This is a genomic window from Lacticaseibacillus sp. 22 (assembly GCF_055413445.1).
The window spans coordinates 1-22,813 of sequence record NZ_JBVAYD010000005.1; the positions used below are offsets into that span (position 1 = coordinate 1).

General features: G+C 44.7%; 20 protein-coding genes. 11 read left to right on the top strand and 9 right to left on the bottom strand.

Annotated features, from left to right (window positions below; translation table 11 throughout):
- Positions 1-199: 199 nt before the first annotated feature.
- On the bottom strand, positions 200-1,108 hold the full coding sequence (locus tag ACWP87_RS03845; RefSeq protein WP_014568886.1) for an ABC transporter ATP-binding protein: 909 nt from the start codon (positions 1,106-1,108) through the stop codon (positions 200-202).
- Positions 1,109-1,851: 743 nt separating this feature from the next.
- Here ACWP87_RS03845 and ACWP87_RS03850 point away from each other — a divergent pair.
- Both ACWP87_RS03850 and ACWP87_RS03855 read left to right on the top strand, forming a co-directional pair.
- Positions 1,852-2,937: an ammonium transporter gene (locus tag ACWP87_RS03850; RefSeq protein ID WP_014568887.1), complete on the top strand. Its 1,086-nt coding sequence runs from the start codon at positions 1,852-1,854 to the stop codon at positions 2,935-2,937.
- A gap of 17 nt (positions 2,938-2,954) precedes the next feature.
- The gene (locus ACWP87_RS03855; RefSeq protein WP_014568888.1) at positions 2,955-4,064 is read left to right on the top strand and encodes an NAD(P)/FAD-dependent oxidoreductase; all 1,110 of its coding nucleotides are present in this window, start codon (positions 2,955-2,957) and stop codon (positions 4,062-4,064) included.
- Between the two features lie 217 nt (positions 4,065-4,281).
- Here ACWP87_RS03855 and ACWP87_RS03860 read toward each other — a convergent pair whose 3' ends face one another.
- The 3 genes from ACWP87_RS03860 to ACWP87_RS03870 all read right to left on the bottom strand — a co-directional run bounded on the left by ACWP87_RS03860 (position 4,282) and on the right by ACWP87_RS03870 (position 9,019).
- Positions 4,282-5,532 (bottom strand): cell wall hydrolase P40, encoded by a 1,251-nt coding sequence (locus tag ACWP87_RS03860; protein ID WP_014568889.1) that lies wholly within the window; start codon positions 5,530-5,532, stop codon positions 4,282-4,284.
- 202 nt (positions 5,533-5,734) lie between these two features.
- Positions 5,735-8,308: an ABC transporter permease gene (locus tag ACWP87_RS03865; RefSeq protein WP_015764804.1), complete on the bottom strand. Its 2,574-nt coding sequence runs from the start codon at positions 8,306-8,308 to the stop codon at positions 5,735-5,737.
- A gap of 9 nt (positions 8,309-8,317) precedes the next feature.
- Complete coding sequence (locus ACWP87_RS03870) at positions 8,318-9,019, bottom strand: ABC transporter ATP-binding protein (RefSeq protein WP_012807323.1); 702 nt, start codon at positions 9,017-9,019, stop codon at positions 8,318-8,320.
- A 172-nt stretch (positions 9,020-9,191) separates the two neighbouring features.
- Here ACWP87_RS03870 and ACWP87_RS03875 point away from each other — a divergent pair, with 172 nt between their 5' ends.
- From ACWP87_RS03875 to ACWP87_RS03885, 3 genes are read left to right on the top strand one after another with little or no spacing between them, the layout of a single operon-like run.
- A complete protein-coding gene (locus ACWP87_RS03875) occupies positions 9,192-9,743 on the top strand; it encodes a TetR/AcrR family transcriptional regulator (protein ID WP_014568891.1) in 552 nt (183 codons plus the stop codon).
- 46 nt (positions 9,744-9,789) lie between these two features.
- Positions 9,790-10,596, top strand: coding sequence for an HAD family hydrolase (locus ACWP87_RS03880; protein ID WP_014568892.1), 807 nt, complete (start codon positions 9,790-9,792; stop codon positions 10,594-10,596).
- 8 nt (positions 10,597-10,604) lie between these two features.
- Positions 10,605-10,925: a hypothetical protein gene (locus ACWP87_RS03885; RefSeq protein WP_014568893.1), complete on the top strand. Its 321-nt coding sequence runs from the start codon at positions 10,605-10,607 to the stop codon at positions 10,923-10,925.
- A 184-nt stretch (positions 10,926-11,109) separates the two neighbouring features.
- Here the strand turns inward: ACWP87_RS03885 and ACWP87_RS03890 are convergent, their stop codons facing one another.
- Positions 11,110-11,883, bottom strand: a complete 774-nt coding sequence (locus tag ACWP87_RS03890) for a sulfite exporter TauE/SafE family protein (RefSeq protein WP_005690338.1) — start codon at positions 11,881-11,883, stop codon at positions 11,110-11,112.
- Positions 11,884-12,046: 163 nt separating this feature from the next.
- On the opposite strand from ACWP87_RS03890, the gene ACWP87_RS03895 reads away from it, so the two are divergent.
- Both ACWP87_RS03895 and ACWP87_RS03900 read left to right on the top strand, forming a co-directional pair.
- Positions 12,047-12,652 (top strand): TMEM175 family protein, encoded by a 606-nt coding sequence (locus ACWP87_RS03895; RefSeq protein ID WP_005690336.1) that lies wholly within the window; start codon positions 12,047-12,049, stop codon positions 12,650-12,652.
- 245 nt (positions 12,653-12,897) lie between these two features.
- Positions 12,898-13,500, top strand: a complete 603-nt coding sequence (locus ACWP87_RS03900; protein WP_005695851.1) for a sugar O-acetyltransferase — start codon at positions 12,898-12,900, stop codon at positions 13,498-13,500.
- 6 nt (positions 13,501-13,506) lie between these two features.
- Here the strand turns inward: ACWP87_RS03900 and ACWP87_RS03905 are convergent, their stop codons facing one another.
- Positions 13,507-13,845 carry a hypothetical protein gene (locus tag ACWP87_RS03905; RefSeq protein WP_014568894.1) on the bottom strand — a complete coding sequence of 113 codons (339 nt, stop codon included), beginning with the start codon at positions 13,843-13,845 and terminating at the stop codon, positions 13,507-13,509.
- 277 nt (positions 13,846-14,122) lie between these two features.
- On the opposite strand from ACWP87_RS03905, the gene ACWP87_RS03910 reads away from it, so the two are divergent.
- The 4 genes from ACWP87_RS03910 to ACWP87_RS03925 all read left to right on the top strand — a co-directional run bounded on the left by ACWP87_RS03910 (position 14,123) and on the right by ACWP87_RS03925 (position 18,274).
- Positions 14,123-15,565 carry a C69 family dipeptidase gene (locus ACWP87_RS03910; RefSeq protein ID WP_014568895.1) on the top strand — a complete coding sequence of 481 codons (1,443 nt, stop codon included), beginning with the start codon at positions 14,123-14,125 and terminating at the stop codon, positions 15,563-15,565.
- Positions 15,566-15,723: 158 nt separating this feature from the next.
- A complete protein-coding gene (locus ACWP87_RS03915) occupies positions 15,724-16,350 on the top strand; it encodes a hypothetical protein (RefSeq protein ID WP_029943767.1) in 627 nt (208 codons plus the stop codon).
- A gap of 433 nt (positions 16,351-16,783) precedes the next feature.
- Positions 16,784-17,317, top strand: coding sequence for a hypothetical protein (locus ACWP87_RS03920; RefSeq protein ID WP_014568897.1), 534 nt, complete (start codon positions 16,784-16,786; stop codon positions 17,315-17,317).
- 483 nt (positions 17,318-17,800) lie between these two features.
- On the top strand, positions 17,801-18,274 hold the full coding sequence (locus ACWP87_RS03925) for a hypothetical protein (protein ID WP_029606635.1): 474 nt from the start codon (positions 17,801-17,803) through the stop codon (positions 18,272-18,274).
- 1,076 nt (positions 18,275-19,350) lie between these two features.
- Here ACWP87_RS03925 and ACWP87_RS03930 read toward each other — a convergent pair.
- The 3 genes from ACWP87_RS03930 to ACWP87_RS03940 all read right to left on the bottom strand — a co-directional run bounded on the left by ACWP87_RS03930 (position 19,351) and on the right by ACWP87_RS03940 (position 22,755).
- Positions 19,351-20,307, bottom strand: a complete 957-nt coding sequence (locus ACWP87_RS03930) for a hypothetical protein (RefSeq protein ID WP_014568899.1) — start codon at positions 20,305-20,307, stop codon at positions 19,351-19,353.
- Between the two features lie 194 nt (positions 20,308-20,501).
- Entirely contained in the window at positions 20,502-21,065 is a 564-nt protein-coding gene (locus ACWP87_RS03935; protein WP_048653156.1) for a hypothetical protein, read from the bottom strand.
- Positions 21,066-21,129: 64 nt separating this feature from the next.
- The gene (locus ACWP87_RS03940; RefSeq protein WP_225361840.1) at positions 21,130-22,755 is read right to left on the bottom strand and encodes a glycoside hydrolase domain-containing protein; all 1,626 of its coding nucleotides are present in this window, start codon (positions 22,753-22,755) and stop codon (positions 21,130-21,132) included.
- Positions 22,756-22,813: the final 58 nt, after the last annotated feature.

Sequence of the window (22,813 nt, forward strand, 5' to 3'; positions counted from 1 at the left end):
TTAGATACCAGTAGGCATACCCGATATAAAAAGCAGAATTTCCAGCATCAATATTAAGAAAAGTAAAGACTACAAAAATGAGTACAGTGACGACCATACTGGTAATTTGATCAGGGAAATAAGTTCTAACTTCGGCCAGATATCGAGAAAATTCGGCTTTAAATAAATGTATGATCAAGTCTTCCACTCCCTTTCTCGATCAAAAGACTAAACGTAAAAGTTCGTCAAGCGACGGATAACGATTTTGCACCGCATGAACGGTAATCCCATGCTCAAGAAGCTTTTTAAGGAATTCTTGTTGATCTTTCAATGTTTTGAAAGTTGTCGTCACACGCTTTCCGTCGTCGCTTGAGTTGACGGTTATTGCATTGTTGGCTTTGAAAGAAAAATGGGATGAAACTACAACGAAACCAAAAGAAGAAAAGGTTTTTTGGAATTCTTCATAGGGGCCGAAGAATCGTACTTTCTGGTTATCGATAAGAAGGACATCATCGACAAGTTTCTCAAGAACATCAGCTTGGTGTGAGGTAAGGATAATTGTCTTGTGCAACTGCTGATTGATTTCCTTTATCTGCCTGATTAGCGTGCGGCTAGCAACAAAATCAAGTCCAAGGGTCGGTTCGTCCAAGAACAGTAAGCTGGCATTGCTGACTAAACAGGAAATGAGCGCTAGTTTTTGTTTCATTCCCCGCGAGTACTGACCAACGCGCTGGTCAATGGCAGATGAAAGATCAAACTTTTTGAAAAGTGAATTAATCTCGGAGGTTTTGCTGGCTGGAGAAATACCGCTGAGATTCAAAAAGTAGTTTATATTTTGGCGTCCAGTTAAATAGTCGTAAAGATTATCAACGGATTCAAGAACCGCTGCCATGTTACGATAAAGCGCTCTGTTTCCGTATGGGATATGCTTATTTTGAAAAGTATAATCTACAGTGCCGCTTGTTTTATCAATCAGGTTTAACAATATTTTTAATAGTGTGGTTTTTCCAGCACCATTTTTACCGAGTATTCCGGTGATTCGCCCTGCTTGAATCGAAAAACTGACATCTAAGAGAACGGTTTTGTCTTGGAATTTTTTGTTTAAATGATTCACATTAATCATGTTCATTTGTTTAATCCTTTATCATGGCGAGAATCAGTGGGACAGCCCTTCTTTTAAACTCATTTTTAGGATAATGAAATGTTCCAGACTTTCGTTTATGGGGACAACCCCCAAGCAAACTGGAAGGAAATTAGGTTAAACACTAATGGAAAAGGGATAGGGTGTTGTTTGAGTTCGTTGAGAAGTTCAGATATTTGGGATCTTCTAAATACTTTTCTGCTCATCAGTAAAAGTATTTTATCAAATATATAAAACGCTTTCAACGATATTAGCGGCGGACTGTAATTTTTGCTGATTTACAACAATAATGAAAATCAGAATTTTGATAACAACAATAATAGCGATAATGTGAAATCATGTACCGTGTTTTTAAACCTGCTGAAAAATCCAATAAGGGCGGGCTTCGTATCCAACAAGAAATGCTGGTAACATACCTGCGTGCGATGTATTTCAGCATCTTTCTAAAATATTAATTGACAATGTTGTTCAACAAATGCTAAGGTGAAAATCGCTTCATAAAGCGTAATGATTACGATTTAAGGGGCGAGATTGCTTTTATATCAACCAAGCGGGTACTAACTGGCGCTGTATATCTGTAGAAGCAATGAGTCCTTGTTGGCCGATAAAGAAATACACCATACTGCGTTGATCAGTTCGCTAGCTTTGTTTGAAAACACTGGTTAGGAACCAAGGCTACTCAGACTGAGGCGGCTTATCCGGATTGGTTGACGCTAATGAGGGGGTTATTCATGTTTGCACTTGTTTGTTTCTTGATCATGTTGCCGATGATCTTTAGTGTGCCACTGCTGTATGTCGGGATGTTGCCACGGGTTCGCCAGCAATCAGCACTTTTAACCATGAGTATTGCGTTAATGATTGCGATTGTCTGTTGGTTGGTTTTTGGTAACCGCCTGGCATTTGGTTTTGACTTATTACATGCAGCAACTTTTTCATCATTATCTGCTGGCTTGGTACAAATGGATTTTTACTTATATGCGGTTGCGATGTTGATGGGTACGATCGCTGGTAACAGGAACAGCCGCTACATGTTTGGCTTTGTTCCGGTGTGGACCGTGTTGGTGTACTGCCCGCTTGCACGCTGGCTATGGGCTGATCATGGGTGGTTGCGACAGTTAGGCGCTTTGGACTTTTCCGGCGGCATTGTCGTGCATTTGACGGCCGGGTTGACGAGTTTGGTGCTGGCAAAAGCGTTACTTCCAGGTGATCAGCCGAGTATGCCAAATGATTTTCGAACTGATTACGCGGCAACGATCATGATTCTGGTTGGCTGGTTAGGGTTTAACTTAGCCCCGGCAGGCAGTTTGAATGAGCTTGCCGGACAGGTGCTGATTAATACATTCGTGGCCGTGTTGATGGCGATAATCGGTTGGTGTTGGCTGACTTATCGGCAAAATGGTGTGGTGCAGTTAGGCGATTTGTTGAATGGCGTGCTGTGTGGTTTGGTAACCAGCACCGCTTTAGTCGGATACGTCGGGACATTGAGCATGGCCATTGTTGCTGCCGTTGCTGGCGTGATTTGTCGGCAGATGGTTTCAAAAATGCAGCATTCAAAACATTTCTATGATGCGGTAGATTCTTTTGCGATGAATGCTATCGGTGGCATTACAGGGGTTGTTGGCTTGATGATTGTCCAATTCTTTAATGGGACTCATACAATAGCGACCGCGGGGAAGTTCGCAGTGGTTGAACTTTTAGCTGTAGCGGTCGCGGCTGGGTTGACAGTTATTGGCACAATGGTTGCGCAGTTAGTTGCTAGGGCGTGTGAAGCTGGCGTAACACGGGTGATGAATCTTGACAGTGAACGGTTGAATTGACAAAGGGAGCGATTTGGATGAATCAAATGATGATTATTGGTGGTGGAGCAGCGGGCGTTGGTATCGGTATCATGTTAAAACAACTTGGCTGCAGTCAATTTCAGATTCTTGAGCAGGAAGAAATAGGCGCGAGTTTCCGGCATTGGCCAAAAGAAACGCGATTCATTACGCCATCCTTTACCAGTAACGGATTCGGCATGCCGGATTTGAATGCCGTCAGTATGGAGACCTCACCTGCGTATACGCTTGGTGCAGAGCATCTGAGTGGTTCACAATTTGCCGATTATCTTAAATTATTGGCGGATACTTACGCATTACCGATCGCTGAACATACGCGCGTTGGTGCAATTTCACCGACTACTGAAGGTTATCAACTCGAAACGAATCACGGCGTCGTGACCACCAAGTACTTGATCATGGCAGTCGGTCAGTATGCTTTCCCTAAATTAACCGATCATCCGGAAAACGTCATTCACTATCAGCAAGTGACCTCGTGGCAGGATTTGACGGGGAAAACCCAGATTGTGGTTGGCGGAAACGAAAGTGGGGTCGATGCGGCCATCAATTTGGCTACGCTAGGCCATAAGGTGCTTTTGTTGACTAAGGAAACGGGTCTGAACGCGGCATCGCCTGACCCAAGTATTCGGTTGGCACCGTACACGCGTCGGCGATTCTTGGATTTGCCAGCGGAAGTTGCTGAAAGAATCACGTTACAAGAGAAGATTGCGTTGAAGACTGTCACGCGCACCCAGGATTCCCAGTATCAATTGTGGTTTACAGACGGACGTACGATTACGACGCCGTATAAGCCCGTTCTATGCACAGGTTTTGATGCCGGCCCGTTAAAGCTATGGCCACAATTATTTGAAAATAATGATGGCGAAATTGCTTTGAATGACGTTGATGAATCAACTCAGGCGAAAAATGTATTTGTTGCCGGGCCGGATGTACGCCACGAGGATGCGATTTTCTGTTACATTTACAAATTCCGTCAGCGTTTCGGAGTGATCGTTAATGAGATCGCTAAACGGGAACAGTGGGACATCGGGGACTTTGTCAAAATCAGTCGCGCCAATAGTTTCTACCTTGATGATTGTGCAACTTGTGATGTTGCTTGTGACTGCTGAGGGAGCGGGCATTTAGAGGAGGAAGCTTTCATCTTAAGTCAGTAAAATGGCAACGCCCACTTCCATTAAGTTACTTTTGCGTCAATACACATAAAAAATAACCCTCTGAACATGTCTTCAAATGACAGTTGTTCAGAGGGTTATTTAGTTCAACGGTATTTTTAGGTTGGGATTCATTGGTGAGGTCCCAAGACGTGACATTAAGGGTGGGTAAAAATTACCGGTGGATGTAAACGTAGCTGCTGGCACCAGAGATGGTCTGGGTGTTAGGACCGGTTGGTGAGCTGAAGCCCATGCCGCCTTGAGTGATCGTAACGCTGTCGCCAGAAACAGATTGAACATAAGCAACGTGACCATAAGAGCCATCAGCTGTCCATTGGCCGCCAACAGATTGACCAGCAGCGAAGACGATGATGGAACCTGCTGCCGGGGTGTGGTTAACCGTGAAGCCGGCTGCTGCAGCGGAAGCGCCCCATTCAGCACCGTTGCCCCAGCCATTGCCTGCCCATGAAGCAACAGACTTAACGTACCATGTGCACTGACCCCAAGGATAAGTGTTACCTGAACCGCTGTAATCAGCATGGCTGCCGCTACCTGAAGCAGTGTTGCTGCTGATCACAGTAGATGAGGCACCGCTGTTGGAAGAAGTGTTGGTTGATGAGGTACCAGTCGAAAGAACACTGCTGTTGGCACTCTTATTTGAAGTTGAGCTGGTAGAACTTGAAGCAGTTGATGCAGCTGCTGTCTTCAAGGCAGCCTGGGTTGCTTTGGCTGCTTCTGATTGTTCTTGAGCAAATTGACTTTGGAGTGCAACCAATTCGTCTTTGTGATCAGCAATTTCTTTGTTCAAAGCATCTTGCTTATCGCTTGCGGTCTTTTGAAGGGTCTCTAGCTGTGACTTTTGCGTTTCAAGAGATGCTTTAGTCGAAACCAAGGTCTGACGTGCCGTTTCCTGTTCACTCTTCAAAGCGGCTAACTTATCTTTGGCGACGGTTACCGCATCCAAAGCGTCTTTGCTGGCTTGACTTAACTTGCCGACTGTCATGGTACGGGCAATCAAGTCAGATAGACTTTGTGAGTTCAACACGAAATCAATATAGACATTGCCGCTAACTGAACTGCCGGCTTTCTTTTGAAGGGAAATCAATTGATCCTTCAAGTTGTTCTTCCGGGCTGCGACGTTCTTTTGAGCAGCGGTGATTTCGCCACTCAACGATGCGATCTTGGCATCCGTTGCACTGATCTTGGCAGTGGCGTCACTGATTTCGCCATTCTTAGCATCAATCTGTTTGTTGAGGTTGATCACTTCAGTGTTAGCTGCTTCGATTTGCTTTAATAAATCGTTGGTTTCGCTCTTGTTAGATGCGATGCTGGCACTTGTGTCAGCGAAAACCGGTGTTAAGGCGCTAACAGAACCCGCTAAGGTAACTGCTGCAACCAATGTCATCATTGCTTTATTGAATTTCATGTTTGACCTCACTCTTAATTAATTAACTAAAGGCTACTTTACTGTGTCAATGTTACGTCACCATTACAGGATTGTTATGAGTTGTTCTCAATCTTCATCTGGGCGTCAAATTTGCGGCATTTTGAGCATTTAGTGGCGATTTTTCGTGAATTTTACATGAAAAAAGCAGCCGCGATCCGCGACTGCATGACAAAATTGTAAGTTACTCGTTTGATTTCAGTGCCTCGACCATATCCACACGTTGAAGTCGCCGGTGCGTAAGCCAGGTGACAATACCGGTAAAGGCCATCATCAAAAGCGTGGCTGTGAGATAACCGATCATACTAATCGTCAACGGGAAGACAACGGCCTCGGTTTCGGCTTGGAATAGAATATAGACGGTTAAAAGATTACCCAGTCCATAGCCTAACAGGATGCCGACAATGGTAAGGACGATACTTTCGCGGCTGATATACATCGTCACCTCACGATCAAAGAACCCAAGCACTTTGATGGTGGAGAGTTCGCGAATACGCTCGGAAACGTTGATGTTGTTTAGGTTATAGAGGACGACGAAGGATAAAACCGCACTAAGCAAAATAAAGATCAGGACAATCGGGTCTAACATGCCACTCATGTTGTGCAAGGTCTTTTTCGCGGTGGTGGTGAAGCTGATGCCCACAATTGCATGATGATTCAGCAGACGTTTAGCTAAGCGATCGTCCTGCTGCTGACTTTGCGGGCGCAGGCGAACGAGCAGCGAGTTTGGTGCCGACTGTTTGCCGACTAGTTGTTGATACGCCGTGGCAGAGAGATAGCCAAAATGACCGACATAGTTTTTGGCGATCCCTTTGACGGTAAAACGATGGGCTTGACCAGCCGTCGTCATCACCTTTAACCGATCACCGGTGCTAAGCTTCAATGCTTTTGCCGGTTTACTGGTAATGATAATGCCGGTACTTGGCAGGGTTAAGGCTTGGTTGGTAGACGTTGAACGCAGACTGACGTAAGGTTCAAGCTGTTTGCCGCTTGTCGGAGCAAAAAGATTAACATCGCTAATTTGGTGACCGTTGCTGCTTAATTTGGCGGTGGTACTGCTAACACTGGCGGCACTACGATAAGCACGACTTTTTTGCAGAATCGATTTGGCAGCGGTTGGTTGCTTACCATCTGCCAGTCGGACGATGGCTTGGTAATGAATCACGTCGCCATATTGTAAAGTGCCGGTCGCGGTAATGGAATCCTTTATGCCAAATCCGGTAAGAATCAAGGCGGTTCCGCCGGCGATCCCGAGAATGGTCATGACGAGGCGTGACTTATAGCGGAAAAGATTGCGGTAACTGACTTTTTGATTGAATGAAAGGCGTGACCATAAAGGGGTGATGCGTTCAAGCAGGATCCGTTTGGCGGACTTGGGCGCACGCGGACGCATCAAAGCGGCGGGTTTTTCCGTCAGTTCATTGCGCACCACGATGATCGCAGCGCCAAGAGTTGCGATTAAGGCTAATAGCAGCGACAAAAAGATCAGTGGCCATTGCAGCGAAATCACTTGCTTAAGCGGGATGTAGTTCTTATACAGGCTTAAGACGATGCGCGGGATGCTGAAGTTGCCGGCAAAGACGCCGATGATACCACCGAGTAAACCGGCTAAGGCAGCATAGGCCAGATAGTTACGGGCAATGGCCCATTTGCCATAGCCTAATGCTTTAAAAGTTCCGATTTGAGCGCGGGCTTCTTCGACCATGCGACTTACGGTGGTAAACGTGATTAATGCCGCAACGAGGAAGAAGAACACGGGAAACACATTGGCGATGGCAGCGATACGATCGGCTGAACCGCCATAATCCCCGAAGCCCGGTAAATCATCGCGGGTTTGCCATGTGAGACTAGTGGCCAGTTGGTGGCGGGCCGTTGCGGTTGCTTGCTTTTTGAACCCTGCTTGGTAAGTTTTGACTGTTTCCGCCGCTGTTGCCGCTGCTGCGGTGGCAGGCATCCCAGCTGCAACTGCTTGATTAGTGGTCTTGGTTATTGCCGCTTGGGTCATTTTAGCTTGGATGGTCTTGGCTAAATCTGCTTGCGCCTGCGCTTTAACGCGTTGCTTGACCTGTTTCATTTTCGCAGTTACGGCGTCTTGATAGGCTGTGCTGAAAGTGTCGCGGGTTTGCAAGTTTGGAAAGCGGATGTTGAGCTGCGAGGCAACAGGCAGGTTCATTTGCTGATCGGGGATATACGCAAAATAACGGACCGTGCCATCCCCGATATTTGCCGACCCGCGGCTAGTGTCTTCGATATAGGCCGGTGAGTCAGCAAAACCAGTGATGGTATACGTTCGGTCCTTAAGCCCGCTGCTACGTGCAAACGTGTAATGCTGGCCGAGTCGATAGCCGCTCTTTTTAGCAACGGTGTCTAGCACGATTTCATTACGGTGCGTGGGGAGGCGGCCACTGGTGAGGTGGAGGCGATTGATTGTGGCCGTTTTTTGATAGCCGTATAAAGCGACAACATCACTTGAGCGGCCACCGATTGCATATTTGAATTTAACCGCTTCGGCTTGGGTTCCCTTGACTGACTGTGCCGCTTTGACTTGGGCAGAGCTGACGCCAGTAGTTGCCAGCAGTTGGGCATCGGCGAGGTGATCGGCTTTGACGGTCGTATTCAGCGAGTCTTTAAGGGCGGGACCCGTGGCTTTAACGCCGACAAATAAAAGCACGCCAAGCATAATAATGATGACAATCGCAATGAAGCGGCCGAGTGAATCGCGAATGTTACGCCAAAGATTTTTAGTTAATGGTTTCAAACTGATCACCTACCACTCGATGTCCGCTACCGGTGTCGGTGCCGGCTCGTCGTGAATGCTGCGAACCCGGGCATCATTGATCTCAACAACCCGATCCGCCATTTTGGCAATCGCGGCATTATGGGTGATGATCAAGACGGTTTTATGGTCTTTGCGGCTGGCATCTTGCAACAGCTGCAAGACCTGTTTTCCGGTTTTGTAATCCAATGCGCCAGTCGGTTCATCACATAAAAGCAGTTTCGGATTCTTTGCCAAGGCTCGGGCAATGGCCACCCGTTGCTGCTCGCCACCGGAAAGCTGCGAAGGAAAATTATCCAGCCGGGCGCCTAAGCCGACTTGTTTAAGAACCGTGGTGGGATCCAATGCATCAGCGACAATTGAGCCAGCCAGTTCAACATTTTCCTTAGTCGTCAGGTTAGGAATCAGATTATAAAACTGGAAAACAAAACCGACATTGTGCCGTCGAAAAGCTGTCAATTGGCGATCCGAAAAAGTTGCGATATCCGTCCCGTCAATCCAGACTTCACCTTCTGTTGGAGAATCCATCCCGCCTAGAATATTCAGCAATGTCGATTTACCGGCACCGCTGGGACCAAGAATGACCGTGAGCTTACCTTGATCAGCCGAAAAATTAATATCGTGGTTGGCGGTGATGACGGTTTCGCCCATTTGGTAACGTTTTGATTCATGTTTTACTTCGATATATGCCATTGTGACCTCCTGAAGGGTGTTGAGATAGTTCGCGCTTGAGTCAAGCCTGCGCTCAACACGTTGTTCATTTAATAACATTATGTTAGATTAAAACCAGTCGTTCAAGCACAGAATCCGGATATCTGTTGTTAAATGAACACGTTGTACAGATCATGTTGGTTTGGAGGTTATGATGACAGGTATAAGCAATAATCGGCGAGTACAATATACTGTGAGCCAGTTTAAAGCGGCGTTGTTGCAAATTCTGGCGACAAAATCGCTGGATGAGGTGACGGTCACTGAGATTTGTCGGCAAGCGGATCTGAATCGAGGTACCTTTTATTTGCACTTTGCGTCACCGCTGGCATTATTTGAACAAATTGAAACCGATTTATTAAATGAAATTCAACCGTATCTCAGTGTTAAAATAGATGACATGACCAAGATGCTAGTTCCGATTCTCAAGGTCATCACACAGCATCCGCAAGCGGCCACGATTATTCTGACCAACCCGGATAGTACGGTGTTGGAGAAAATTGTCCGCCCGATTCAGACGCAGACGCAAGCACGCTATCAGGCATGGTACCGTGAAGCCGATCCAAAACAGCTCGCTTATTACTACGCATTTTTCGTGCAAGGGGCGGAGGGCGTGTTAACGATGTGGTTGAAACAAGGGATGAAAGAATCACCGGAACAAATTGCGAAGGTGATCGAAAATGTGGTGACAAAAGGAGCGCCGCATTGAGCGAGAGCCGTCAAGCGCTAGTTAATTCATTAATTAGGAGAAAGAAATGCAAAATGTAAAATTAATCGCCAGTGACATGGACCAGACATTGTTGACCAGTGAAGGGACACTACCACCGCACTTTGATCGTTATCTTCGGCGCCTCAATCAAGCCGGGATCGAATTCGTGGCTGCCAGTGGTCGGCCGCTATACACCTTGCAGGAAACTTTTCCGCATTTTACTAAGCAGATTTCATTGGTTTGCGATAATGGTGGATTGGTCGCCTCGCATGGTCAGATCATCGGCAAGAGTTTAATTCCAGCCGCAGCGTATCGCGAGATTGTGGCGTTTATCTGTGACAAGACCGATGGCGTTCCCGTCTTATGTGCCTTGGATGCTGCCTATATTAATGCGGCAGATGGCCAGTATGCCCCGGCGCTATTGCCGTTTTATCATCAACTAAAAAAAGTGCCTGATCTGATGGCGGCTTCCTTGGAAGTGGACAAAGTGACGATTTACTTCCCTAATGCCGATAGTCGTGCCAATGCGGAACGGTATTTCCGGCCGGCTTTTGGCCAAAACTACACGGTTCAAGTGAGCGGCGAAACATGGTTGGATATTCAGAATCTGGGGGTGAATAAGGGTCGCGGCATGCGCATTTTAAGCCGCCATTTTGATATTCCAACCGCACAAATGATGGCATTTGGCGATTATGATAATGACATTCCGATGTTAGAGACGGTCGGTTACAGTTACATCATGGCGAATGCGACTCAAGGGATGGCGCAGCACGCGAAGTATCGGACGCGCAGTAACGATGAGTTCGGGGTCTTGCATGTGATGGATCAAGTGTTGCAGGCGCAGGAAGGCTAGTAACAAATATGGCGGAGATTTTGATTCGTGTGGTGATCGGGTTTTATGGTTTTTTGATGCTGCTCACAATCTGGCAAGCGGGAAAAACGAACCAGAACGCCTCGTACTTAAATCAGCTATTCGCACTGGCCGCTACGCTAGTCCTGACAGCGGCTGTTATTCCTGACAAATTCAGTGCTTTGGTCATACTTTTGATCGGGTTATTAGGTCTATCAGCGGTATCGTGGTTTAATGGCATCCGATTGTATGGCAAGCCGCATATGAAGCATCATCTGATTAGGTTAGTCGTTCACTTAATCTTATTTGGATTAGCAATGTGGTTGCTGTGAGCGTGATGGCTTTTTGTGCAACCAAGGTCAATGCAGGTATAAAAATACAGGGAGTATGATGTGTTCTCACAATACTTCCCTGCAAAATCGTGATTACAAGCTACACGCCGCCAGTACTCGCTAAAGTTCATGCGGCGTTTTTGCTTGCCCGGATGAACGATAGGACTAGGGAGACTACGAAAAATCAAAGATAAGCCTGCGCAAATAATTTTGCTGCCAGCAGGAAGGCCAGTGCTGCAATAATGACGCGTAATAATTGAACCGGTAAGCGGCGGGCGATGATCGGGCCGATGTAGCCGCCGATGAAGAGTCCGATGCCAAGCGGAATGACCATTAACCACTCGATTTTAGTGGTGAAAGCATAAATGACGGTGGCAATGGCGTTAGCTGCAAATCCGGTCAGATTCTTCATTGAGTTGGAGACAATAAACGGCTGGTCAACTGTCAGGGTTAAAGTTGCCAGCATGACGACACCGGCAGCAGCGCCGAAATACCCTGCGTAAGCACCGGTTACGAAAATAACAATGGTCTGTGCAGCTTCTTGGCGAAAGGTTAAGGTTTTCACCGGCTCGCCTGGACGATGCTCCTGGGTCGGCAGTTTACCACTGAATAAGAGTAAAAGTCCCGCAGCGATGATGAAAAACGGCACAATCTTTTCAAATGTCGAAGCCGGTGCAATCAATAGAAGAGCACTACCGAAAATACTACCGAGTGACACAATCAGAATCAGACGCCAAAGAAATTTACCGCGGCCGCGCAGTTCCGGCAGTGAGGAGACGGCTGAACCAACCCCAGTGAAGACGAGTGCCGCTGTATTGGTGACGTTAGCAATGACTGGTGGCACGCCGATTGCGAGCAGGGCTGGATACGAGACCAGTGAAGCTAACCCTGCTAACGTAGCAGTGAGGCCGGCACCGATCCCGGCAACCAGTAAAAAGGCAAAGATCGAAAAAGTCATAGTTGCTGCTCCTTCAGGAATTTGTATGAATGTCAGCCAACATAGTGCGCAACACCATGTATCAGGATTGCATAGGTACTTATAAGCTGGCAAACATTGCTAGTCTCATCATACGCTAAAGCACGACTATTTGGGGGTATGATAAAAGGTAAAGAAGGGACAGATGCACATGTTTGAAAATAGCAAAAGCCGGCTTGATGCCATTTCGGATGGCGTATTCGCGGTTGTGCTGACATTGATGGTATTAGATATTAAAGTGCCCAAAACGCTGACCAAAGTGGACCTTTACGCAACCGGGTTTTCTGTCGTCATTTACTTTATCAGTTTTGCGGTGGTCGGTCAGTACTGGATCTTTCACCAAGAACTTTTGCACACTGTTCAGCAGCCAAGCACCAATTTTTTGGTATTGAATTTTTTCTATCTTGTGTTCATCTGTTTAGTGCCGTTTGCAACCAGTTTTATCAGTGACCATCCAGGTAGCCGTATTAGTGCGACATTATTTGCAGTTATTATCTTTATGGTTGATCTGTTTCAATTTATTTTGTTCCGATTAGTCATTGGCGAGCGACCGAAAAAAGAAAATTTAAATGCTCATGATTGGGAGGAATATCGCGCTGCGTCACTAATGGTACTTGTTGCCGTTATTTATATTCTTGTAGGTTTACTGTTGCCCAAGTGGATTCTTGTTGTGATTGCGCTCGGTTTAGGCGCCCGAACGTTGAATAATACCATTGGACATCGACTTCAACATCAAGGCAAGACTCAATAAAACGACGCCTTTATAACCATATATTTTTACCAAACTAAAGATCGCCCCAAACCATCTGATGAGGGTTTTGCTAGGATCATCAAATGGCCGATTTTTTACGTTGCGTAAGTCTGTGATACGATGAGGCAGAAACGAGGTAACTACGAATGCATGGCACAAAAGGATTACTGACATTAAAATTGGTTCAGGCACAAATGACTAACGTAAATGCAGTCCAACATTGACACCTATAAAGGAGCGATTTCATGACGATTCAAGATAAGATGCATCAAGGGGCGTTGTATCAACCGATGAATGCAGATCTGCAAAAAGAACAGCTGGCGGCAATTGATCAGCTGGCGATTTACAACCAGATTCCGGCGAGCCATCAAGCAGAACGATTTGCCCAACTCAAAAAAATGTTCGCTGAAATTGGCGCTAAAAGTTATATTGAGGCACCGTTTCATTCAAACTTTGGTGGGGCGCATGTTCATTTTGGCAGTGGTATCTATGCTAATTTTAATCTGACCTTGGTGGATGACACCCATATTTACGTGGGCGATCGCACCATGTTCGGGCCAAACGTGACATTGGTAACTGCGACTCATCCGATTGATCCAAGTCTGCGCGAACAAGGCTATCAATATAATAAGCCGATTCATGTGGGCCGCAATTGTTGGTTTGGCGCCAATGTCACGGTGATGCCCGGGGTTACCATTGGCGATAATACTGTCATCGGCGCTGGCAGCTTGGTCACTAAGGATATTCCGGCCAATGTTGTTGCATTCGGTTCACCTTGTCATGTGGTTCGAAACATTACGGAAGAAGACCGAAAAACTTACGATCACGGTAAGCCAATTGACCTGTAGCGAGGCTTAGTCAGCCCAGGTTACTTCCGCAAAGCTCAAAATAAAAGTTTTGACGGCATAACGATTCAGCCGAGCAGTCGTCTGCTTAAGTTCCGCCTGCGAAACAGGGGAGGGCTTGACGTAATAAACCGTTCCTTCATCGTCATGACTATATGCAGGGGCATAAGCATTTTCAGAAGAACGCTGAATGCGGGCGCAAAACGCACTCTGAAAATAACCGTTCATTAGCAGCTTTGTCCTGACAGCCATTGTCGGGATTAGATGGCCAATGACGAAAAGCCCGATGATGGTATAAATAATTGTCGCAAGTTTCTGATTAAGTGTCATCTTTTTTAATTTGGTCATAGGTTGTCCTCGCTAGCATGATTTTAGCGGCTTGATCGAATAGGAAAACCGGTTGTGAAAGCAACAAACGATGATATAGGTATGTAGTGGTCGACTAATAAGTGTCAAGAGAGGCACATGTTTAAAATAGCGCCAACTCGAACTGGCATCAAGGCGAAGTTTTTTGGTCTAAAAATTTTAACGCAAAATGAGCATAGATTGGGAAAAATCACTCGTCCAGTCCCAGCACTCGGCCCTACCAGTGCTATGATAAAAGCAACTGAAAGGAAGCGTGTCTATGAATCAGTTTGTGAACCATTTGAGTTGTACAGCATTGCTTGTTGGTAAGAAGGCGTCGGTTGATGGCTCGACGATGATTGCCCGCAATGAGGATGCGGCAGGCGGGATTAATCCGAAGCGGTTTATCGTTGTGAAGCCGGATGAACAGCCGCAGCGGTATGTGTCAACGTTTAACGGTTTTCAGTTGGACTTGCCGCAGACCCCGCTGCAGTATACCTGTACCCCAGTTGCCGACACGAGCGATGGTACTTGGGGTGAGGCCGGGATTAACAGCGAAAATGTTGCCATGAGCGCTACGGAAACCGAGTTCACAAACACCACGATGCTGGGGCTGGATCCACTTGAGCCAGATGGTATCGGTGAAGAGGCTATGCTGACGGTGGTATTACCGTATATCCATAATGCCCGAGAAGGGGTGCAGCGGCTTGGCGAATTAGTGACGAAGTATGGCACCTGTGAAAGTAACGGCATTGCCTTTTCCGATGCTGATGAAGTCTGGTATTTTGAAACGGTTGGCGGCCATCACTGGGTGGCTGAGCGGATTCCTGATGATCGTTATGTATTGGCGCCGAATCAAACGGGGATTCAGGAGATTGATTTTGACGCACCGGATGATTTCCAGTACAGTGCCGACTTGAAGGCTTTTGCTGAAAAGTATCATTTGAATAAAGCGAAGAAAGGCTTTAATTTCCGCGATATTTTCGGTGAAGATACGCAGGCGGATCATTTTTATAATACCCCCCGTGTCTGGTATGCCCAGAAGATGCTGAATCCTGAAGTTGACCAGGATCCGGAAAGTCGGACCATGCCATTTAGTCGGGTTCCGAGTCATTTGCTATCGGTTGAAGATGTGGCGATGGTTTTAAGCAGCCATTATCAAGCAACCGAGTTTGATCCGTATGGGCAGACAGGGACGGCCGAAACGCGGCATCGTTATCGGCCAATCGGGATGAATCGTAACCAGGAAATGCATATTTTGCAGATTCGGCCGAACATGCCTAAAGCCCATGCGGCGATTCATTGGCTGGCAGAAGGCGTCAACATTTTCAATAGTCCGGTGCCGTTTTTTGCCAACTGCACCACGACGCCCGAGAATTTCCAGTACACCCCGACTGATAAAAGTTCGACTGACAGCTTCTATTGGCTGAATAAGTTGATTGCTATGGTGGCGGATCCGCTGTTTGCCGAACATAACTGGGATGCCGAAGTGGCGGTTTCGGAAAGTCGCAAGTTCGGATTTGCGGCCGGTCGCGCGGCAGTGGCCAAAGGAGACGCAGGGTTTGCAGACGTCAAGCCTGAAGATCTGCCAGCGTGGCATGACGAATTGAATGCCGAAACTGCAGCCACGATCACCAACGACCTCCAATATTTGCTGCATCAACTGGTTTGCATCCGCGCAGAAAAGATGACGCCGACTTTTGAAAAAGGCGGCGAACTATAGCGCTAATCTGACACACTTTGAAAAAATTGAATGCCCGGTCACACTGACGGATTTTCATCAGTGCGGCCGGGCGTTTATAATGGTCAAGAAATCTATCAAGAGAATGGAAAGAAGGTCTTCTCATTAAGAATACAAAAACAGAACGCTGGATCGGGTTGATTGTCGGCTTGATATTAAACGCAGCGGGTAATGGACTTTGTATCGTTGGGGCGATGGGAAGTGGTTTGTGGACCGCCGCGGCGATTAATCTCAATGACTGGCAGGGATGGAATATCGGTGCGGTTTTGTTTACATTCGGCGTGCTCAATGCCATCTCCAACTTAATTTTGATTCGACAGTGGGACTGGCCACGATTCATCGGTGAGGTTATTTATACGCTGTTCTTCAGTTACTTTGTCAATGTTTTTACGTGGCTATTTACTTGGCTGGGTCTGGGAAATTGGCCTGTCATCGCCCGAATCTTTGTTTCCTGCTTTGGCGTTTTCTGCTTTTGTGTTGCGATTTCGCTGTATCAACGCGCGAATATCATCATGCATCCCAATGACGACACAACCAATATTTTGCGCTTCCTGTACTTTAAGGGTAATGCCACAGCGTCACAGTTAACCGATTTCATTCCACCGATTATTGTCACCGCGATTGCTTGGGCGGCGACTGGCAAACTGTTAGGGATTAATATTGCCACATTATTCTCGTTTCTTGGCAATGGTGTCATGATTGCGTGGGCTGACGAGCATATTTGGCCGCAACTGCAACATAACTTTAAGGTTAAAGCTACTCGATAGAAATGACGAGATGTGGCGACGAGGGTTAACTTAATCCAAATAGCTTTTATGGATTAGTCAACTCTAAAGATTTGTATCAGAAGATTTGATTTTAAGCAAAAATGGTTCTAAATTGGCATAGAATTTTGAGTACAGAGGGAGTTACACAGTTTTTGGCACTTATTGTTGCTGATTTACAATCACGTGATTAAGCACGGCAACATCACAACAGTTTTTCTCTGAGTTTGTTTTTGTTACAACTCTAATTTTACGTTCACACCAAGAAGTTTCGGGATTTAAAGTAAGATTATATAGTTTGCTTAATTTAATGTAACTGATCTTGCTTTGTTTAAACACGGGAGATCTCCACAACGATTGGTGTAATTGGAGGCTGGATGAGGTCTACTGCATTATACGCTGAGTGACACAGCTTGCAATGATTTAGGGAGAAAATATGGATTACATTTATATCGTGCCACACGTACTTGTGATGTTAGTTTTTTCTATCACGTTAAGAATTAAGAATGAAATGTTTAAAAAAGAGCGAATAGAACGAATAGCGACATTTAAACGGATTGACTCTGACGGGGGTGTCGGCATGGAGAAAGACGGTGATGAGAGTTTGAACACGCTCGTTGGTCGAAATTTGTATATTGAAAGAATGATGAATTCTCAAATGATTGGGAGCTATTTGGCCGTCATTTTCTTTTCTGCAGGGGTTATCTATGGGAACACATCTACAGGGCTTCTTCTTTTACCAAGTATCGGGGTCTTCCTCCTCTTTGCTAATGTGATTTTTCTGGGTGAAGAACAAGTTTTCCGCGTCATCAAGCAGAGAAAATTGGAAAGACTCTCGGAAAGGTACCCAAGCTTAATGCGTGTTCGAAAGGTTGGGTCAAAATGGTATTATCGCTACCTTTTACTGCTTGTCGTAGTTGGGGGACTCAACTTCGCTATATTTTATGCTGCTGCCGTTGTCTTCTACTAAAGCGTTGAATCAGTCGCTTCTCGGAATTTGATGCCTATTGGAACCCGAATGCTGTTGTGGAACAAGTAAGTAAAACAGTTCCGAGTCGTGCCAATCTCGGGCCGGATGGAGTGAGAGTGCGGAACTAGAGCGGTGCTGGCAAAAACCGAGTCGCTGTGTTGTTTCGTCGGATGAGCCTATTTGGTCGCTATATCAGTCTCAACGGACACTTATCTTGACCTGTATCGACTTACATAAGCAATGCTTGATACGGAATTGTATACTTCATCTTGGAATATTCGTCAGAGAGAGTCTATAGTGATGAGATCGGGAGTGACTAAGGTATCACTGAATCTGAGACGGTTCTAGTCAGAACAACGTAATTTTGTCACAGTAAAAAAGGCTTTCAGATTTTCCTACCAAGATACTTAAATGTGTTTTATCTGAGTGATTCTGAATTTTTTAGCCGAGGGCAGAAAATGTTTAAGGAAAGGAATATCAAAAATGAATGTCTATATACCCTTTATTGAGATGGTTTGTATCTGGGTGGGCGCTTCTACAATTATTTCAATTCTCAGAGGAAAACAGAAAAACAAGTTACTCCAAGAAGGCAAATATACAAATGAAAGTTACTCAGAAGCTAGAAAGAAGATGCAGGAGCTTACCACAAAGGCGTCAAATCAGCTTTTTAATCGTGCTTATAACATCATTATTGTTTGGTATTTTTTCATCGTTGTGTTTTCGTTGGGAGCAATAACGGCGAATTTTTCAATTGCGCCGGTTATTTACTTAATTGATGCGATCTTCCTTTTTGCTTTTGCAGTTATTAATCTTGGTGCATCATATTATACTCAAAAAGTGAGGAGAAAAATAAATACTGAGCTACCAGAAATTAAGTGTGCGGTGAAGATACTACTTTTTATTTTTCGGGATTTTGGCACGGCGTTAGTATTTTTGGTTTCTTATTTGCAGGCTTAAGCTGACTATATAAGTGTTGCATAGCGTTCATTTGGAATGTTTTTGTCAGCGTTTTTTACATGAATGATATTGGTTTGCTACATGAAGAGGACAGGTCATAATTCTATCTAAAATTTTGACGTTGATTAAAACGCGAAAACTGGGGTGGAATAAACTATTAAAAATAGTTCCAAACCTCGCAAAACTGCACATGTAATTTCAATGCGCTGTCACAGCGTTCCAGCCCCAGCTGGCCAGAGATTGCGAGGGTTGGCACGGCCTAGAACGCTTTTGTCGACCGATTTTTCAATAATTCGGCGTTTCAGAGGGTACACTGCACGGTCAAAAATTGTGGTGCGGCCTCAAAAAAAAAGGCACGCCAGCTCTCGTCGGTGTGCCTTCCTTTTTAAACCTTGACCTAGTCAGTCAACTGAAACATCTTAGGAATCGAAAGAGAACCTCACATAAAGAATATTTCCGACTTAACTGCATCTGTATATTTATTTACCTGTTAATCGTCTATTTGGTCTTTTTCCCCTTTAATGCCGCGCAGGAACGTTCCTACAGCCCCGCGGTCTACGCCTCTAGATATACTTGGTGAGTAATAGATAACCTCATCGTTAAGACGTTGGAAGAACAAGCCTTTTCGTCCATACAAGTTATAAAAATAGACAGTTCTTGGAAATGTGCTTTTTGACCAGATCAAATGGTAGGTCTTGCCTTCTAAATGAACTATCGTATCATGCTCATTCCAAAACTGGATAACGTTAGTCTGTCCAAACGTAGAAAGTGATGTTTGATGGACACTCATATTAAACAAAAACAGGCTAACATAGATACAAATATAGGTTAAAATAACTTGTAGTCGAGGTCGCTTTACCTGTTTAGAATTTAGACGGATTTCCCACAGAGTCAGAGCTAAAAAGAGACTAAACATACTTAGACCTAAGATAGTCTGAAACATCGTCCAATTTGCAAAGGCAAGTGACAGGAAAAAAAGCACAAGAACTATCGACATTGCATATAAGTGTCTCCAGTAAACCATCAAAATCGCTTCCTCTAGCAAGTTTCGTGTTCAGTCTCACAATTTATTTTCATTAATGTTCCAAGTGACCCTGGATCATATTTTTAAATACGCTTGCTGCCATCGTTGCTTGATCAGGCGAATACGAGACTTCGAATTTATCCTTGAAAGCATTCAATGCATTGCCAAACTCAGCCGTCTGAGCCAACTCTCCATCGGGATTTAAAACTCGAAGTGCATCTGACTCAATTTTATCATGATTGCCGGAGAACCGGTTTGATACATATTGATTAAAGCGTTCTGTATTCCCCTTGTTGTTGTAATATCTGTCAATAATCGAATACAGGGAGGCATTCCCATTTTTTAAGCTGGCATAGATATTGACTGCATCCGCATCAGCTAACAAGTCGCCTACTCCAAATGAGCTTTTTCCCTTTGATGCATCTTTGCCAATATGATCTTCCATTGCAACAAGTAAGTTGGCATATTTATCAGCCGACTTAATTGAATCCGAAATCCCGGTCAATAAATCTCCTGCCCATCCAGCAAGATCTTGTGTCCCAGTTGCTGAAACGGCAGCATTAAAATTCAATAAGCTAGCTAATGCTGCAATCATATGAATGAAGTCGGTCTTAATTCCTGTCGCAGTATCGGTCAATTCTGGAAAATCATCGTCGCTTGTAATATTCCATTTTTTGTTTTCATTGTATATCCATGTGTCATTCAGTGCCCCAGTCATAATTGTCCATGGTAAGCTTGCATACCTAAACTGCCGATACAATTGGCAAATTAAACGTGCTGCCATCAGTGAATCTGGCACAGTGTTACCATTTTTATCCATATTCTTGACAAATGAATCGGCGTCATCTTGTACCTTTTTCAGGTAGTTAAAGAACTCTGTATTTACCTCTTTCACAGATGAACTAACATGCGAAACTCCTTGATCTTTGCCCGGGCTTGCATCTTGGTCAATGCTAATGCCATATATTGGGTATTCTACGAACTGATCGAATGCCCAATTACTTGGCATCTTAAATCCTAGGTTACCGCTCCAGCCATATTCTGAGCACTTGTTTTTTGCGATTTCATAAAGAGTGCTTTGACGGCGATCCTCAAAAAAACCGAACCAACAAGGTGGCGTCGGTTCGGTTTTCCATCAGTCGCGCTTAACGACAAGCTTAATTGAGAGGTGGTTCTTATGGTAAAGGACTATAAAGTGGTCTTTTAAAAGATAAATTGAGGTAAATAATAAGGTGTGACAGAACTAGGTATGCCATTGGTTACCGCAAGAATTGTAAAGCCGTATACAATCAGCATAAACATGATGAGCATAAACAAGTAGCTTTCTCTTTGTCGTTGCAAGATGCTTGATGGCGTCCAGAGTAAGTCATCTTTGTTATTACCTTGACTAATCAACGTTAAGAATTGGTTATATTGATACCACCAGATTATTGCTGCTAGAGTCCCAGCGACACTTGCGCAAATTAACATTGAATTTCTGACACTGTCTGATTGACTCAGGAACCAAAGATGAGTCAGGTTGACGGGAACAAGTTTGAAAAATAGGCCAAATTGGATACCCAGAGCACAGGCAATAAGCAGAGTAGTTGTTATCAACAATACAGTCGAAATGGTTCTTAACGTTTTGAGTAAACGATGTTGCATATAGACTGTTTTGAAGTAAGAACTGCGTGAGCGGTCGATCTGTTTTTTTGACATGTGCGGATGTTTTTCTTGTTGAAGGGAAATAACTCTTTCGTTTCCAACCTTGATGATTCGTATTGGCATTAGAAAAACAGTGATAAGAAAGAGCAAGATAATGAGCAAAATAAATTCCCCTTTTTAATTGAATTCAGGCTAATCCAAGAGCCGCTAATACTGCTTCGCTACCACCTGATGCTCCGGCTGCCGCTCCTAGTCCACCTGTAATCCAGAGTAAAAGTCCAAAAGCAAGTACTGTCAGCGCACCCTTTCCAAGGGTATTTAATATTTTTCCCCAGTCAATATAATTAGTTGTTGGCCAATCATACGTTTCAGGATTAAGCTCTAGTTTTATAGTCAAGGAGAGCTGGTCTGTAAGTGTTTTGCCGTTTAGTTCTGAGATGTTAAAAATAACTGATAACGAAATAGCTCCATTTGTCGCTATCTCAGTCTCAACCGACATTTTACCTGAGTCGATTTGCGTAAGCAATGTTTGGTGTGAAATTGCATCTGAAAGAAAATGAGTGACTTGGTTATTTACACCAATGTTACTAAGAGATGATATATAGTTTGTCCAGTCAATATTGTCCAATTTGTGATTTTGAATTTTTATGATTGAATAATCATCCGGGGTATGGAATTCTTGATCTAACTCAATGCTGATTAAAAGACCTTTGACATCAAGGATAGTTAAAGGAACATTGAAATCCCAACTAACCAGCCCAAGAAAACCCATTAAATAGTTCTTAGCCCACTCAATAGATTTTGAATTGCCAGGATCTTTTGAAGTGTGAGATACACCTTTGTCTTTGCCGGACGATGAAATTTGGTCAATATCTGTGCCGTAAATAGAATATTCTGTAAATTGATCAAACGCCCAATTTGTTGGCATCTTGAATCCTAAGTTGCCACTCCATCCATAGGACATATTTGCTACGAAGCTATACCGAATTCCAATCTTCTCGGCGTGCAGACAAACATTTCGCGTTCCATAAACACCTGTATTGTAAATTGATTGGCTAAGAATGTTTTGAATGGCTTTAATGTAAGGAATAACCGTCCCGTCAATATCGCCTTCTTGGAAATCAACATCTACGGCGAAATAGATGACAGTTCCAGCTGGTAGTTCTAGGTTTAGAGCAGTCTTGATAGCCGTTTGAGCATCTTTCTGGCCTTGACTCGCAGTGAAGTAAGTTTCAACGTATCCACCGTCTTCGTAAATTGGAAAGAACTTCATACCGCCATCAAGAATCGTTTTGATTTCTGTTGGGGTTAGGTTCTTTGGTTTAAAGTCAGTACCGACTGTGCCTGTTAGATAACGACCGACAATGCTAAAACCGTAGTCTCGAAAATGTTTAACATCTTCTGCGGTCAATTGCGTTGCTGTGTCTAATGCGATGGAATCACGACCGGTATCACCATTGCTGGTAACTAGGCCCTTAATAACAGTGTAGTCAGCGATGCCGGAAGTTTCGTTAGGGTATTTCATAAACTTCCGGAAGCGAATGATGCTGGTGGCGACGTCGCTTCCAAAGCTTTCACTGAAGTCACCGCTGTACATGCTATTTAAATACAAACCATATTTGACGATCTTGACTAACAGGCCGGTTGATCCGACTGATAGCTGGACGTTCTTTAATGCAGCATTGGTGGCATCACCGAAATTACCGTTTGCAACATCAGCGGAGATACTCACGGCTCGCTGTAAGGCGTAAATCAAACCAACATTTGGCTGACTAAAATTGAAATAATTGAAAGATCCGCTACAACTTTGCATATTAGATTTCGGTTGCAACCCGCTTAGTAAATAGTACACTAACATTAATATACTAAAA

What these genes read in the sequence shown, in the direction of transcription:
- ACWP87_RS03930 (WP_014568899.1), bottom strand. Translation starts at nt 20,307, where the DNA reads ATGCCAAGTAATTGGGCATTCGATCAGTTCGTAGAATACCCAATATAT.
- ACWP87_RS03855 (WP_014568888.1), top strand. Translation starts at nt 2,955, where the DNA reads ATGAATCAAATGATGATTATTGGTGGTGGAGCAGCGGGCGTTGGTATC.
- ACWP87_RS03850 (WP_014568887.1), top strand. Translation starts at nt 1,852, where the DNA reads ATGTTTGCACTTGTTTGTTTCTTGATCATGTTGCCGATGATCTTTAGT.
- ACWP87_RS03910 (WP_014568895.1), top strand. Translation starts at nt 14,123, where the DNA reads ATGAATCAGTTTGTGAACCATTTGAGTTGTACAGCATTGCTTGTTGGT.
- ACWP87_RS03885 (WP_014568893.1), top strand. Translation starts at nt 10,605, where the DNA reads ATGGCGGAGATTTTGATTCGTGTGGTGATCGGGTTTTATGGTTTTTTG.
- ACWP87_RS03880 (WP_014568892.1), top strand. Translation starts at nt 9,790, where the DNA reads ATGCAAAATGTAAAATTAATCGCCAGTGACATGGACCAGACATTGTTG.
- ACWP87_RS03900 (WP_005695851.1), top strand. Translation starts at nt 12,898, where the DNA reads ATGACGATTCAAGATAAGATGCATCAAGGGGCGTTGTATCAACCGATG.
- ACWP87_RS03905 (WP_014568894.1), bottom strand. Translation starts at nt 13,845, where the DNA reads ATGACCAAATTAAAAAAGATGACACTTAATCAGAAACTTGCGACAATT.
- ACWP87_RS03845 (WP_014568886.1), bottom strand. Translation starts at nt 1,108, where the DNA reads ATGAACATGATTAATGTGAATCATTTAAACAAAAAATTCCAAGACAAA.
- ACWP87_RS03870 (WP_012807323.1), bottom strand. Translation starts at nt 9,019, where the DNA reads ATGGCATATATCGAAGTAAAACATGAATCAAAACGTTACCAAATGGGC.
- ACWP87_RS03925 (WP_029606635.1), top strand. Translation starts at nt 17,801, where the DNA reads ATGAATGTCTATATACCCTTTATTGAGATGGTTTGTATCTGGGTGGGC.
- ACWP87_RS03940 (WP_225361840.1), bottom strand. Translation starts at nt 22,755, where the DNA reads ATGCAAAGTTGTAGCGGATCTTTCAATTATTTCAATTTTAGTCAGCCA.
- ACWP87_RS03895 (WP_005690336.1), top strand. Translation starts at nt 12,047, where the DNA reads ATGCACATGTTTGAAAATAGCAAAAGCCGGCTTGATGCCATTTCGGAT.
- ACWP87_RS03890 (WP_005690338.1), bottom strand. Translation starts at nt 11,883, where the DNA reads ATGACTTTTTCGATCTTTGCCTTTTTACTGGTTGCCGGGATCGGTGCC.
- ACWP87_RS03875 (WP_014568891.1), top strand. Translation starts at nt 9,192, where the DNA reads ATGACAGGTATAAGCAATAATCGGCGAGTACAATATACTGTGAGCCAG.
- ACWP87_RS03860 (WP_014568889.1), bottom strand. Translation starts at nt 5,532, where the DNA reads ATGAAATTCAATAAAGCAATGATGACATTGGTTGCAGCAGTTACCTTA.
- ACWP87_RS03920 (WP_014568897.1), top strand. Translation starts at nt 16,784, where the DNA reads ATGGATTACATTTATATCGTGCCACACGTACTTGTGATGTTAGTTTTT.
- ACWP87_RS03935 (WP_048653156.1), bottom strand. Translation starts at nt 21,065, where the DNA reads ATGCCAATACGAATCATCAAGGTTGGAAACGAAAGAGTTATTTCCCTT.